Origin of the sequence: Saccharothrix sp. ALI-22-I (assembly GCF_001984175.1) — a bacterium.
In the GTDB taxonomy this organism is placed as follows: Bacteria; Actinomycetota; Actinomycetes; order Mycobacteriales; family Pseudonocardiaceae; genus Actinosynnema.
The window spans coordinates 467803-481081 of sequence record NZ_MTQP01000066.1 but is presented as its reverse complement, the minus strand read 5'-3'; the positions used below and the strand labels follow the sequence as shown (position 1 = coordinate 481081).

General features: G+C 70.4%; 12 protein-coding genes. 7 read left to right on the top strand and 5 right to left on the bottom strand.

The window, feature by feature from the left end; genetic code table 11:
* Positions 1–16: 16 nt before the first annotated feature.
* From ALI22I_RS30630 to ALI22I_RS30620, 3 genes are read left to right on the top strand one after another with little or no spacing between them, the layout of a single operon-like run.
* The gene (locus tag ALI22I_RS30630; protein WP_077008994.1) at positions 17–262 is read left to right on the top strand and encodes a hypothetical protein; all 246 of its coding nucleotides are present in this window, start codon (positions 17–19) and stop codon (positions 260–262) included.
* On the top strand, positions 259–441 hold the full coding sequence (locus tag ALI22I_RS30625) for a hypothetical protein (protein WP_077008993.1): 183 nt from the start codon (positions 259–261) through the stop codon (positions 439–441). The genes ALI22I_RS30630 and ALI22I_RS30625 overlap by 4 nt, the downstream gene beginning before the upstream one ends.
* Positions 423–620 carry an NPCBM/NEW2 domain-containing protein gene (locus ALI22I_RS30620; RefSeq protein ID WP_083752138.1) on the top strand — a complete coding sequence of 66 codons (198 nt, stop codon included), beginning with the start codon at positions 423–425 and terminating at the stop codon, positions 618–620. The genes ALI22I_RS30625 and ALI22I_RS30620 overlap by 19 nt, the downstream gene beginning before the upstream one ends.
* A 50-nt stretch (positions 621–670) precedes the next feature.
* On the opposite strand, the gene ALI22I_RS30615 is transcribed toward ALI22I_RS30620, so the two are convergent.
* The 4 genes from ALI22I_RS30615 to ALI22I_RS30600 form a co-directional block, all read right to left on the bottom strand.
* Positions 671–1948, bottom strand: a complete 1278-nt coding sequence (locus ALI22I_RS30615) for a putative PEP-binding protein (RefSeq protein ID WP_238598657.1) — start codon at positions 1946–1948, stop codon at positions 671–673.
* A gap of 130 nt (positions 1949–2078) precedes the next feature.
* Positions 2079–3962, bottom strand: coding sequence for an FAD/NAD(P)-binding protein (locus tag ALI22I_RS30610; RefSeq protein WP_077008991.1), 1884 nt, complete (start codon positions 3960–3962; stop codon positions 2079–2081).
* Positions 3963–4104: 142 nt separating this feature from the next.
* Positions 4105–5208, bottom strand: a complete 1104-nt coding sequence (locus ALI22I_RS30605; RefSeq protein WP_077008990.1) for an NAD(P)-dependent alcohol dehydrogenase — start codon at positions 5206–5208, stop codon at positions 4105–4107.
* 42 nt (positions 5209–5250) lie between these two features.
* Positions 5251–6699, bottom strand: a complete 1449-nt coding sequence (locus ALI22I_RS30600) for an aldehyde dehydrogenase family protein (protein ID WP_077008989.1) — start codon at positions 6697–6699, stop codon at positions 5251–5253.
* 108 nt (positions 6700–6807) lie between these two features.
* Here ALI22I_RS30600 and ALI22I_RS30595 point away from each other — a divergent pair, with 108 nt between their 5' ends.
* Both ALI22I_RS30595 and ALI22I_RS30590 read left to right on the top strand, forming a co-directional pair.
* Complete coding sequence (locus ALI22I_RS30595) at positions 6808–7260, top strand: MarR family winged helix-turn-helix transcriptional regulator (protein ID WP_077008988.1); 453 nt, start codon at positions 6808–6810, stop codon at positions 7258–7260.
* A 141-nt stretch (positions 7261–7401) separates the two neighbouring features.
* The gene (locus tag ALI22I_RS30590; protein WP_077008987.1) at positions 7402–7851 is read left to right on the top strand and encodes a hypothetical protein; all 450 of its coding nucleotides are present in this window, start codon (positions 7402–7404) and stop codon (positions 7849–7851) included.
* Between the two features lie 82 nt (positions 7852–7933).
* Here ALI22I_RS30590 and ALI22I_RS30585 read toward each other — a convergent pair whose 3' ends face one another.
* A complete protein-coding gene (locus ALI22I_RS30585; RefSeq protein WP_238598656.1) occupies positions 7934–9154 on the bottom strand; it encodes a glycoside hydrolase family 3 N-terminal domain-containing protein in 1221 nt (406 codons plus the stop codon).
* A 616-nt stretch (positions 9155–9770) separates the two neighbouring features.
* On the opposite strand from ALI22I_RS30585, the gene ALI22I_RS30580 reads away from it, so the two are divergent.
* Entirely contained in the window at positions 9771–10364 is a 594-nt protein-coding gene (locus tag ALI22I_RS30580) for an SMI1/KNR4 family protein (protein ID WP_077009331.1), read from the top strand.
* A 156-nt stretch (positions 10365–10520) separates the two neighbouring features.
* Positions 10521–12956: a golvesin C-terminal-like domain-containing protein gene (locus ALI22I_RS30575; protein ID WP_077008985.1), complete on the top strand. Its 2436-nt coding sequence runs from the start codon at positions 10521–10523 to the stop codon at positions 12954–12956.
* Positions 12957–13279 lie beyond the last annotated feature (323 nt).

Here is a 13279-nt window from a genome sequence, read left to right as displayed (position 1 = left end):
ACACCGAGGCGGCCCGGTGGTGGAGACCCCGCTGTCGGCCGCGCAGACGTTGCACGACATGGTGTTGCAGAGCTGGGGCGGGATCGTGCGGGTGTTCCCGGCCGTGCCGACCGCGTGGGCCGACGTCGCGCTGGACCGGCACCTGGCCGAGGGCGCGTTCGAGGTGACGGCGGTCCGCCGTGGCGGGCGCACGCGGTTCGTCCTGGTGCGCAGCCGGGCGGGCGAGCCGCTGGCCTGCGGCACGGCATCACGGGTGCGGTGACCGTGCGCACCCCCGCCGGCGATCCCGTTCCCCACCGTGACCGCGGTGACGGGACGCTGGAGATCGACCTGGCGCGCGGCGGTGAAGTGCTCGTGCACCCGCAGGGCGTCACGCCCGATCTCGCCGTCAAGCCCGTGCCGATCTCCGCACCGGGCGCCCGCTGGGGCCTGCCCGCCTGAACGCACCACCGCCGCGCACCACCGCCGACAGCGGGACGTTGACGGGGGCGGCGGCGCCGAAATCGCTGTCGGCCGCCGTGTCCGGCGCGGACGTGCTGCGGCTCGTCGTGACCGACGCCGGCAACGGCATCGACTCCGACCACGCCGACTGGGGCAGTCCCAAGCTCACCTGCGCGTGATCGCCGACCGGTTCGGGGAGCCCGGTTCGATCGGGGCTCCCCGAACGGGCTCAGCCGGCGTGCGGTCCGCAGCAGCAGGCACCGTGCTCGCCCCGGTCCTGGTGATCCGCGAGTCGTCCGCCCTGCTGGGCGAGTTGCGCCAGTTCGGCGGTGCACATCATGAACCGGTCCGCCGGGAGCTGCCCGAGGTAGTGGGCCGCGTCGCCGCCGAGCGTGAAGACGTGGACCGGGACGCCCGCGCTGCGGCCGGCCACGACCGCCTGGCGCAGTCCGGCCATGACCGCCGGGTGCCGGGTCTGGTAGGAGTCGGCGACCAGGTGGTTGCCCCGGTCCGCGGCGAGGTAGAACTGGGTCAGGTCCTTGGTCCCGACGAAGATCTCACTGGCTCCGGCGGCGCAGAACTCGGCCGTGGAGTGCACGGCGGCCGGGGTCTCGACGAAGACGGACAGGGGCTCGTCGTCGGACAGTCCGAGGCGCTGTCGCAGGCCAAGGTACTCGTCCAGGTCGTTGATGAACGGCACCGCGAAGCTCACCCGGTCCGCTTCCGGGCCCAGGCGTTCCCGCACGTGGGCGCGGAGGGCTTGGAACGCCCGCGGGTAGTGGGGCTCTTGCAGCAGCCACCGCGCGCCGTGCAGCCCGAGTTCGGGGTTGGGCTCGTGGTCCACGTCGACCACGTCGGTGATCCGTGCGGCGTCGTCCGATCGCAGGTCGAGCAGCCTCATGACCAGGCGTTGGCCGGGGAGGAGTTCCTTGACGAAGGAGCACAGCTCCGCCGCGATGGCGACCCCGTAGCCCTCGGCGCCCTCGACCCCCTCCCGGAGCAGGTCGAGCGGCCTCAGACCGGTCGACAGGCACACGAACTCCTCGCGGATGAAGAAGGAGGTCACCTGCTCGACGCGGGGAGCGATCGCGTTGGTCGACTGGATGTCGGTCGCGTCGGCGATGACCACGCAGATCGACCCGAGGTCGCCGATGGCGACCGCCGGGAGTTGCGCGGCCCGGACGAGGGTGTCGGCCTCGCCGAGCGTGACCGACTGGCGGTCGGTCCGTACGGTGACCAGACCGGTCATGCCGGCGAGTTCGGACTGCGCCACCCGGAGCACCGGGATACCCCGCGAGCGGCACAGGGACTCCATGTGGCCGGTCCGGCCTCCGCTGGAGCAGATCACGGCGGCCGAGGCGACGATGGTGTCGTAGAGTTCCGGGCCGAGCGCTTCGACCACCAGCACGGAACCCTCGACGGGTCTCCCGGTGTGGTTGCAGAGACCGCTGACGCTGGTCGACGGCGAACCGACGAGCAGTACCCCGGTGATTTCCCGAAGGTGCACGGCGTCTCCTACCGAGTCGGAGCCGATCATGAGGCGAGCCTCGCACCCGTTCGACGGACCGTGCATCTTCCCGAGTGCGGGCTCGCGGGAATCCCGTTGTGCCCGCTGTGGACGGTGCAATGCGCTCGGACTACTCCGCCGGTTCGTCGAGCCCGAGAACGGAACGGAGTTCGCGCGGCGTCACGGACAGATCGGTCAACTTCGTCGTGGCGGCCGCGTTCACCGCGTACCGCAACGCGCGATCCGACACCGGGGTCATGTCATCGCGGGTCGTGATTTCGCGGATCGCCCGGATGCTCTCTTCGACGCGGGTTCCCAGCGCCTCGCGGTCGTCGCGACGCCGGGTGGCCATGCGCCGCACGTCGAGTGCGACGGAATGCGCCACCGCGTCGGCCAATTCCCCGTCCGGCGGATCGGCCGACATCGCGACGACATCGGCGGCCTGTTCGTCGTAGCGGCGTTCGAGCCGGTGCAGCGCGGTGGCGGCGACGACCACGGAATGGTTCTTGATCGCCGCGAGGTTGAACGTGAACGCGCCGGTCCGGCCGATTCGAACGATCTCGTCGCCCTCACGCGGACTGCCGATCACCGAGATCGGCCCGGACGGGATGCCACCCGGCCCGAGGAGGTTTCCGCGGACGTCCACCTCGACGCCCCGACCGGTGCGCTCGTGCGCGACGGCGATCTTCTTCCGCAGGAGGTTCGACCAGAGCGGCGAGTCGACGCGTCGGTAATCCGATTCGCGGCCGAAGTTCGAGATCACCAGGTCCGCTTCGATGGTCTGCGTCGCCTGTTCCGACGCGATGGACAGGACCAGCCTGCCGGTCTCGGTGGCGCGGATCTCCTCGACGCCGCCGGTGGTGATCACCACCTGGCCGCCTTCGCCCATGGCGGCGTCGACTACTTCGGTGGTGTACGCCATGGCGCTGACCCGCAGCACCGCCAACAGGCTCCCGTAGCGGTTGAGGAGGCCGCGGAGTTCGGCCGACGGGATTTTCGCCAGGACCTCGGGTAAGTAGGGCTCCCACGCCTTGGCGATGCGTTCGGTCACCACGTCCGGCGACACTTCCGGGTGGTCGCGGGCGATGACGGCGCGGGCCCGTCCCCATTCCTCGGTGAAACGGCGGACGAAAGCCTTTTGCCCGTCGTAGGTGTCGTCGTCCAGGAGTCGAGGGCGCGGCAGGTCGATGACGCGGTGCCGGTGGTCCGCGGGATAGGTCCGCGGCGTCAGACCGGAGCGCGAGATCATGTGGATCCTGCCGGTGTGACCGCGGCGCAGCAGGACCGTCGCCGCGTCGTAGGCGGTGAGCAACGTGCCGATGATGGCGACGACGCCGTCCGGCCGAACACCGAGGACCCGCTCGATACCGGCCTGCGAGTACGCGTTGCGCACGAACGCGGGGTGGTCGGCCACCTCGGCGGCGAACGCCGGGTACCGCTGTTCGAGGCCGGTGGCGAGCACGACGTGGTCGGCTTCGACGACCGACGCGTTGGCTTCGACGACCGACCCGTCGGTGTCGACCTCGCCGGTCGGCAGACCGGGACCGCTGACGATCACGCGCACGACGTCCGTGCCGACTTCCAGGTCGACCACTTCACCGTCGGCCTCGATCAGCCTCACCCCGTCGCACGCTTCGCGGGCGGCCTCGGCCAGGCGGTTCGCGAGGTAGTCGGGGTAGATCCGACGGGGCGCCGGGCCGGACTCGTGGAACGTGAAGTCACACCACTCCGGGGGCCAGCCGGTCCGGTCCGCCTCGTGGTTGGCCCAGTTCACGAAGTCGTCCACGTCTTCCCGGAACGCCGACATCCGGCCCGCCTGGATGTTGAAGATGTGGTGCCAGTGGTTGCTGTCCCGCTGGTACGCCACACCCGAGTTCCGGTATTCGGGTCGGCGCTCGACGAGCACGACCTGCAACGGGTCTCGGGCGAAGCGGAGTAATCGGATGGCGGTGGCGGTGCCACCCAGGCCCGCCCCGACGATGACGACCCTCCGGGGCCGGTCGACAAATCCCACTGGCAACCTCGGTCCTCGCCGACGCGGCCTGCGCCCGTGCGACGCCAGGACTGCGCCGTCCGCAAACCGCGATGATCAGCCCGCATGCTACGGGCTGATCATCGCGGGGAGAACCTCGCTTCGACCGGAGTGACCGGCGCGCTCAGAAGGTCAGGACCGGCTTGACCGTCTTGCCCGAGGACATGTCCCGGACGGCGGACGAGATGTCCTCGAACGCGTAGTGGTTGATGAGCTTGCCGATCGGCATCCGGCCGGTGCGGACGAGTTCCACCAGGGCCGGGATGAACGCCCTGGTCTCGCCGTCGCCGAGGGTGAGGCCGACGACCTTCTTGCCGCCCAGCATCGCGTTGACGTCGAGCCCGACCTCGGAGCCGAACGGGGGAGCGCCGACGATCACGAGCGTGCCGCGTGCGGCGAGTGCGTCGGCGCCCTTGCGCAGCACCGCGGTGCTGCCCGTGGTCTCCACGATGCCGTCGGCGCCCGCGCCACCGGTGATCTCCGCGATGGCCTCGGCGATATCGGCCGAGCCGCCGTCCACCACGTGCGTCGCGCCGAGTTCGAGGGCGAGGTCGAGCCGTTCACCGACCTTGTCCACCGCGATGATGGTGGTCGCGGGGGTGAGGGTCGCGGCCATGACCGCGGACAGGCCCACCGCGCCGGCGCCGAGCACGACGACCGTGCTGCCCGGTCGTGGTTGCAGGACGTGCCAGACCGCGCCCGCCCCGGTCTGCACGCCGCAGCCCAGCGGCGCCAGCGATTCCAGCGGGATCTCCGGGTCCACCTTGATCAGGCTGCGCTCGTCGACGATGGCGAGCTTGCTGAACGAGGACTGGCCGAAGAAGTGGCCGCCGACCGGCGTGCCGTCACGGGTGATGGTGGCGGAGCCGTCGGCGCGCGTGCCGCCGAGCAGGTTGAGCGGGAGCCAGGATCCGCAGTAGGCGGGGTGGCCGTCACGGCAGTTGCGGCAGTGCCCGCAGGAGGTGAACGACAGGATGACGTGGTCACCCGGCACGACCTCGGTGACGCCCGGGCCGACGTGCTCGACGACGCCCGCGCCCTCGTGGCCGAGCACCCCCGGCAGGGGGAACGGCAGCCCGCCGCTCGCCACACCGAGATCCGTGTGGCACAGGCCGGCCGCGACCATCCGGACCACGACCTCCCCCGCGCGCGGCTCGTCGAGTTCGATCTGGGTCAGGGTGAACGGTGCGCCGCCGGACTCGACGATCGCCGCTGTGGTGGTGGTCATGAGCGGGATTCCCCAATCGGAGGATTCAGTCGAGCGGAGGGTTCAGTCGAGGGAGATGACGACGGACTTGACCTTGGTGTACGAGTCGAGCGCCTCGGGGCCGTACTCGCGGCCGAAACCGGAGTTCTTCACCCCTCCGAACGGGACGGCCGGGTCGAGCATCGCCCAGTCGTTGATCCACACGATCCCGGCCTGCAACCGGTCCGCGACCCGGTGCGCACGGGCCAGGTTCGTCGTCGCGAGACCCGCGGCCAGGCCGTACTGGGTGCTGTTCGCGAGTTCGACGGCCTCGTCCTCGGAGTCGAACGGCTGCACCGTGAGGACCGGCCCGAAGACCTCTTCCTGCACGACCCGCGAGTCGTTCGGCAGGTCGGCGATGACGGTGGGCCGGTAGTAGTAGCCGCCGTTCAGTTCCAGGCGCTGACCGCCGCAGACCACGCGACCGCCTTCCTGCCGGGCGAGGGCGACGTACTCCTCCACCTTCTTCAGGTGCCGGTCGGCGGCCATCGGCCCGATGACGGTCTCCGGGTCGCGCGGGTCGCCGACGGGGACACCGGGTACGGCGTTGGCGAGGATGTCCACCACCGTGTCGTACAGCGGCCGGGCGACGAGCAGCCGGGGGCCGGCCATGCAGAACTGGCCGGTGTTGAAGACGAATCCCTTGATGATGGAGCCGATGGCCTTGTCCAGGTCGGCGTCCTCGAAGACGATGTGCGCGGCGTTGCCGCCGAGTTCCATGGTGACCGACTTCAACGCCTCACCCGCGACGCTCGCGGCGTGCTTGCCGATGGCGGTGGAGCCGGTGAAGGCCACCTTGTCCACGCCGGGGTGGCGCAGCAGCGCGTCGCCCGCGACGGACCCGGTGCCGGTCACCACGTTCACCACGCCGTCGGGCACACCGGCCTGCTGGAACAGCTTGGCCATGAACAGCGCGCTCAGCGGCGTGTCGTCGGCCGGCTTGTGGACCACCACGTTGCCCGCGGCCAGCGCGGGCGCGATCTTCGTGCTGGACAGGATCAGCGGGAAGTTGAACGGCGTGATGGCCGCGACCACGCCGAGCGGTTCCCGGCGGGTGTAGGCGAAGGCGTTGAGCGGGGTCTTGCGAGTGGCGCCGTCGATGCCCTGCGCCAGACCCGCGCAGTACTCGTACTGCTCGACGGCGGTCGCCACGTCCACGACCCGGGCCAGCGTCACCGGCTTGCCGACGTCGAGGCTTTCCAGGCGTACGAGCTCGTCGGCGTTCTCCCGGATCAGCTCGGCGATCCGGTTGAGCACGCGGGCGCGTTCCCGTCCACTGAGGGCGGCCCACGGGCCGAACGCCTCGCGGGCCGCGGTCACCGCCGCGTCGATGTCGGCCGCGCCGCCGTCGGCGACCGTGCCGATCACGCTGCCGGTGGACGGGTCCAGGACGTCGATCCGGCCACCGGAGGCCGCGTCCCGCCACTGTCCACCGATGAAGAGCAGGCCGTCGTCGTTGCGCGTGCTGCTCATGGCCACCGTCCGTCCGTAATCGACAGGAAACCTGATGGCCGAAGTATTAACATCAGCAGGTTTCCTGTCAATGGCTTACTGTGCTTGGTGACGGAGGGGGAGTTGGGGATGACCATTACGGCCCAAGAGGAGCACCACGAGGGACGGCACGCGACCTCGTTGCTCTACGCGGTCAAGCGCGTGGAGTTGGTGGTGCGCTCACACCTCGACGAGTTGCTGCGCCCCTCGGGCATCACGGTAGCGCAGTACACGGCGCTGACCGTGCTCGAACGACACGACGGCCTGCCCGCCGCACGCCTGGCCCGGGACTCGTTCGTGACCGCCCAGTCCATGGCGGACATGGTGTACGCGCTGGAGAAGCGCGGCCTCATCGAGCGCGAACGAAACCCCGCCAACCGCCGCGAACTGTTGATCCACCTGACCGACGAGGGCCGGAAACTGCTCGCCGACCAAGCCGAGGCCGTCGCGGCCGTGGAGCGCCGCATGATCAGCGAACTGTCGCCGCAGCAGGTGGACCAGTTCCGATCACTGCTGACCGACGCCTGGCGCGCCCTGTCGTAGCCGGACGTTTGTGAACAGCAACCCCGTGTAGCCGCCCGGGCACTTGAGGTGGGTCACCTGTCCGTGTGTTGCCATTCGGGCTGACCGTTTCACCCGGGCATCGACCTCCAGGGGTAAGACGCTCCCCCCTGGAGGTGGAACATGCCTGATCCCCGCTACTCCTTCGACATCGCGGGTTCCGAGGACGACAACCCCGTCGCGATGGACCCCCGGCTCCAGCACGTCCTCGCCGGCAGGCGGCATGGCACGGCCGAAGCGGCCGACGCGACGGGCGGGAGGGTCGCGGTCATCGCGAAGGTGTCCTCGCGGCCGACTCGCGGACCACGGCCGGCGTGGCGTCCAAGTCCGGGACGAGCATGGCGTCAACCACTGCGGTTCGAACCCGCGGGTGAGCCGCAACGGGCTTCCGCGCCGCGGCGGGTGATCGTCAAGGTGCGGAAGCCCGGTTACGTGCCGCCGGGCTTCACTGTGCGCAAGAGGATCGACGACACCCTGTTCACCGCCGAGGCCGCCGAGTCCGCCCTCGCGGCGGCGGCGGACGACCCGGACGTCCACTTCGTGGAAGGCTCCCGTCGGCTGCACCCGGACTAGACGTCCGACCGGCGTCGGGCCCGCGGGACCTCTTGACCGGACTCGCCCCCATGACCGGGCCGGGTGCCGGGAGAGCAGGCGGTCAGCAGGCGTCCTTGGCGGCGAGCACTCTGCGCAGGGCCTGGTCGACCCGTGCGGCGGGGAGTTCGCCGGTCGCCACGGCGCTCTCCAGGCGGTCGAGCACCTCGGTCAGTCGGCCGCCCGAGGTCCACAGTGCGATATCGGCCCCGGCCTTCAGGGCGACGACCACGGCGTCGGGCAGGGCGAACCGGTCGGTCACGGCCCGCATCGCGCCCAGGTCGTCGGTCATCGCGGGGCCGTCGAACGCGTACTCGTCGCGCAACAGGGAGTACGCCGCCGGGCTGAGGCTGGCCGGCTGCCCTTCGGTCAGCCCCGGAACGTCGATGTGGCCCAGCATGACCACTGCCTCGCCATACCGCGCGATGTCCTGGTACGGCACAAGATCGTTGCCGCGCAACTCCGCCAGCGACGGTGACCGCACCGCGCCCAGGTGGGAGTCGCCGGTGGTGTTGCCGTGGCCGGGGAAGTGCTTGATCACCGGGGTCACCCCCGCGTCGTGCAGGCCCTGCGCGAACGCGACCGCGTAGGCGGCGGCCACCTGCGGGTCGGCGCTGAACGACCGGTCGCCGATCACCGTGCGGTCCGGGCCGTTGGCGGTGTCGACGACCGGCGCGAGGTCGGTGGTCACACCCCTGGCCCGCATCGCCTCACCGCGTTCCCGAGCCACCGCCCGCACCTGGTCAGGTGACATGCCCTGGGCCATCTCCCGCGCGCTCGGCATGTCACCGTCCAGTGCCTCGATCCGCTGGACGCGCCCGCCCTCGTCGTCGACCGCGACGGTCAGCGGCACGGCCGCGGCGGCGCGCACCTGCTCCAACGCCCCACCGGACAGCAGCCCGACGTCGTCCCCGCCGATGAAGATGCCGCCCGCCTGCTCGCCCTGCACGAGCCCCAACGCCTCGTCGGGCCCGCGCGGGTTGACCCCGACCATGAGCAGCTGGGCGAGCCTCGCCCGCGGCGGCAGTGCGGCGATCGTGCCCGCACAGGCGTCCACCGGCGGGGCGGGCGCCGCCGACTCCGTGACGGAAGATCCGGGAACGGAGGACTCGGGAACGGACGACCCGGACCCCGACGATTCCGGGCCGGAAGCGCCCGGCGGGGGTGCGGCCGAGGTCAAGGCCGTGCCATCCACGCTCACGCCGTACAACACCGCGACGAGCACCGCGCCTATTCCTACGGAGAGTAGTCGCGCGGGCATGCCGAACTTCCGCATGCCCCTCATCGCATCACACGTTCGTCGTCAATCACCGCAGTCATTGTCCCCCATCGTGCGGCCGTTCGGCCTAGACCGCAACCGTGACGACATGCCGATGTGCTATTCCGGGCCTATGTCACAGATCGTCAGCGAGACGGTCCCGGACCACGCTATCGGCAACGATCTACAAACCTTTCTTCACCCTGCGTGATAGTCCGGTCGTCACGACCTGTATGACGAGATACCCGACGAGCGCCGATACCAGCCCCTCGCCGGTCAGTTCCGGGTCGACGACGGTGACGGGCCCGCCGTGGCGGACCCGGGTCAGAACTGGGTCAGGGCTCGGTCACCCGTTCCAGCAGGGCGATCGCCTCGATCGGGGTCTGCTGTTCGGCCTCGGAGTAGTGCTCCTGCATCGCGCGGGTCAGCCACTCCTCGCCCACGCGCCGGGTGTCCTCGAACACCGCGCGGCCGGCCGGGCTCAGCGAGATCAGCTGCCGCCGGCCGTCGTCGGGATCGGGCCGGCGCGATCAGGCGTCAGACCCGCGAGGGCCCGGGAGGCGACTCGCCGGATCATGATGTGATTGCCTCCGACCTGATCAAGCCGAGTTCGTGCGTTGATCATCAGATCGAAGGGTTCACCATGCACCCGCTCGTCGCCAGGTTGGACCGTTGGATTCGCGAGAACCGCGCCGACTACTACGCCGGACTCGCCCCCGGTGCATCCCTGGAGACGATCGACCACCTCATCGGCGAATCGGTGCCGCCGCTGTTGCGAGAGATGCTCGCGTGGCGCAACGGCAACGACGACGAGGCTTTCCTGGACAACCGGACCTACATGTCGGTCCAGCGGATCCGGCAGACCATGGACGACATGACCGGGATGGCGGCCGGTGGCGAGTTCGACCTGGCGAACTGGTGGTGCCCGGACTGGGTGCCGTTCCTGGCGGGCGCCGGGGGCGACAACGTCTGCGTCGACCTCGGCGCGGCGATCGGCGGGCAGCCGGGTCAGGTTGTGGAGTTCCGGCACGACGACTCCGTCCGCCCGATCACCAACGCGTCCTTCGAAGCCTGGCTGGGCACCTACGTCGAGGCGCTGGAGGCCGGTTTGTTGGCCGAGGACGAAGGCGAGAACTACAGCGCCGCCGACACCGACGCCTACGACGCCCTCGTGACCGCCCGCAACCCCGGCTACCCGGTCTACGTCGACCTGTCCGCCGAGGCGTCCGTCGGCTGACCACCTGGCCGGTGCCCGGTTACGAGCCGTTCGCTTGCGTAAGATCGTCACGGGTCCGCGTCCATCCTCTGTGGACGGATGCGGTGACGGTTTTCCGTGAAGGGGTGCGCGATGTATCGCCGAAGTTCACCGGGAATTCCCCTGCGGACGCCGGCGATGTGCTTGATCGTCGCGCTGCTCCTGGCCGCGCCGACCACGGCGGTGCGGGAAGCGGAAGCGGCACCGGCCGGGGGTTCGGTCCAGGCCGCTGCCGATGTCGGTTCGTTCGCCGAATCCGAGCTGTGGGACTCGACCGACGACGACGCGTACGCCAACTTCCACGTGCAGGGTCTGGCGGTGATCCCCAAGGGGACCGTGCCACCGGCCGGGGATGGCCAGCCGCTGCCCGACGACGTCGTGCTCACGTTCACCGAGGGCCGGTTCGCCGTCTCCGACGCCGGACCGAAGGACCTGCTCGTCCGCCGCAGCGTGGACGGCGGGCGCACCTGGTCGCCCAGTGCACCCGTGGTGCCGTCCGACCCGGCGCACAGCTGGGGCAACGCCACACCCGTGGTGGACGAGCAGACGGGCCGGGTGTGCCTGTTCTACAAGGGCTCCAACGGATCGCTCTTCGTCAAGCGGAGCGACGACGCCGGGGCCAGTTGGACCGCCGCCGAGGACCTGACCCCGTTGTTCGCCTCGAACCCGCACGGGTGGACCCGCAACAGCCCCACCCCCGGCCACGGAATCCAGTTGCGCAACGGCCGGCTGCTGATGCCCCTCAACCACCGCGCGCCCGATCCCGACCCGAACTACGGCATCGACGCGGTCTACAGCGACGCCCACGGCGCACCCGGGTCGTGGCGGCGAAGTGCTCCGGCGCCGCTCGCCGTCGGCTACCCGATCAACGAAAGCCGCGCGTACGAACGCCGCGACGGAGCGGTCGTGATCAACGGCAGGTGGGGCGCGGGCGGTACCCGCTACCGCATCACCACGAGCAGCCTCGACGGCGGCCAGACCTGGTCGGCACCGGTGGTCGACGGCTCCACCGGGCAGTTCGTCTCGGTCGACGCGGGCATGCTCCAGTACAGCCGCGGCCCGGTCGACCGGCTGCTGTTCAGCCGGCCGGATTCGTCGGACCGGGAGAACATGACCGTCTCGATCTCCTACGACGACGGCGCGAGCTACCGGTACAGCAGGGTGGTCAACCCCGGCGCGTCCTACTACTCCGACCTCGCCCGGTTGTCCGACGGCACGATCCTGCTGGCCTACGGCCGGGACGGTGACGTGCCGAGCTTCCCCGAGCGGATCGCGATCGCCCGGTTCGATCTGGAGTGGTTGACCAGGGGACGGGACAGCTTCGCCGCCGGTCCCGGGCTCTCCCAGCACGAGTACGAACTGGCCACCGCAGAAGCCCGTACCGGCACGGGGGCGTCGGTGCCGATCGTGTCCGACGCCAACGCCCGTGGCGGCAAGGCGCTGCGCTACCCGGCTCCCGCTGTGGGGGACCACGTCGACGTCCCGTTCGACGTCACGCAGGCGGGCGAGTACGAGGTGGCCGTGCGGCTGCACCGCCGTGCCGACCGGGGACGGGTGCGGGTGAGCGTCGACGGCACGAACCTGACCCAAGGCCTGCTCGATCCGACGATGACGGTCGGCGAGGGCTACCAGGTCTACCGGCTGGGCACGATCCCGCTGACCGGTGGGCGGCACTCGATCCGGTTCACCCTGGCGGACCGGGGACGCGGCGGCGGCAGCGTCATCGCCGCCGACCAGCTGACGTTGACCTCCGGTGGGCACCCGGCCGACGCGCCGAGCGTGGTGGCGGACAACGACTCCATCGCGAGCTTCGAGGCGGTTTCCGGCTCCTGGACACGCGTCACGGGCGTCACGGGCTACTACGGCCAAAGCCACCACACACATCCTGCCGGGACCGGCAGCGCCCAAGCCCGGTTCCGGCCCGATGTGCCGATGAGCGGCGTGTACGAGGTCTCGGTCTGGTACCGGGCGGCCGCGAACCAGGCGTCCAACGCCTCCTTCACGATCCGCCACGCTGAGGGTCAGGTGACGACCAGGGTGGATCAGCGGTCCGGCGGGGGACGATGGGTGCGGCTCGGCGAGTTCGCGTTCTCCGGTGGTGGTGGGGGCACGATCGAACTCTCGGACGCCGCCGACGGCCTGGTCGTCGCCGATGCGATCCGCCTCGCCCACCGGGGTGCCGTCACGGACAACGACGCGGCCGGCTATGAGGTGGTGTCGGGGGAGTGGAACCCGGCGACCGGAGTCGACGGCTACTACGGGCACAACTACCGCACTCACCCGGCGGGCACCGGCAGCGCGGTAGCGCGTTGGCGACCGGACGTGCCGACGAGCGGCATGTACCAGGTGGCCGTCTGGTACACGGCGCACACCAATCGCGCGTCGAATGCGCCGTACGTCGTGAACCACGCCAACGGCTCCACCACCGTCCGCGTCGACCAACGCAACCGCGGCGGTCAATGGGTCGTGTTGGGCTCCTTCTGGCTCACCGCCGGCCAGACCGCCACCGTCACCCTCTCCGACGCGGCCGACGGATACGTCGTCGCCGACGCGGTACGGATCATCACGCCGTAGTCCTGCCCGTGAACGACGAGGCCTGTTGAACCCTGACCAGGCGTGCCACTGCCGTATGGGCGGGAGCACGTGTCACTCCCGGAGGTGACGGGAGGTGGCGGCGTCGTCGGGGAAGCGCTGCTCCTCGTAGCGGCCACCGCGATTATGGGTGGCTCGCCACCACTATTCGGTGGTTAATCGCCGGCTTCCTTGTCAGTGCGCTCCGGCGTGGCCACGATGGAAAACGCGGGGCGTCGAATCGGAAATGGTGCTGCTGAAGAACTGCCGCGCAATGTGATCGCGCTCCATCAGCGCGCTGCGCGCCTTTCTCCGGATTATGCACG

Coding starts and splice junctions, on each gene's coding strand:
- ALI22I_RS30605 (WP_077008990.1), bottom strand. CDS start 5,208: ATGACCACCACCACAGCGGCGATCGTCGAGTCCGGCGGCGCACCGTTC.
- ALI22I_RS30580 (WP_077009331.1), top strand. CDS start 9,771: ATGCACCCGCTCGTCGCCAGGTTGGACCGTTGGATTCGCGAGAACCGC.
- ALI22I_RS30595 (WP_077008988.1), top strand. CDS start 6,808: ATGACCATTACGGCCCAAGAGGAGCACCACGAGGGACGGCACGCGACC.
- ALI22I_RS30585 (WP_238598656.1), bottom strand. CDS start 9,154: ATGAGGGGCATGCGGAAGTTCGGCATGCCCGCGCGACTACTCTCCGTA.
- ALI22I_RS30600 (WP_077008989.1), bottom strand. CDS start 6,699: ATGAGCAGCACGCGCAACGACGACGGCCTGCTCTTCATCGGTGGACAG.
- ALI22I_RS30590 (WP_077008987.1), top strand. CDS start 7,402: ATGCCTGATCCCCGCTACTCCTTCGACATCGCGGGTTCCGAGGACGAC.
- ALI22I_RS30575 (WP_077008985.1), top strand. CDS start 10,521: ATGTGCTTGATCGTCGCGCTGCTCCTGGCCGCGCCGACCACGGCGGTG.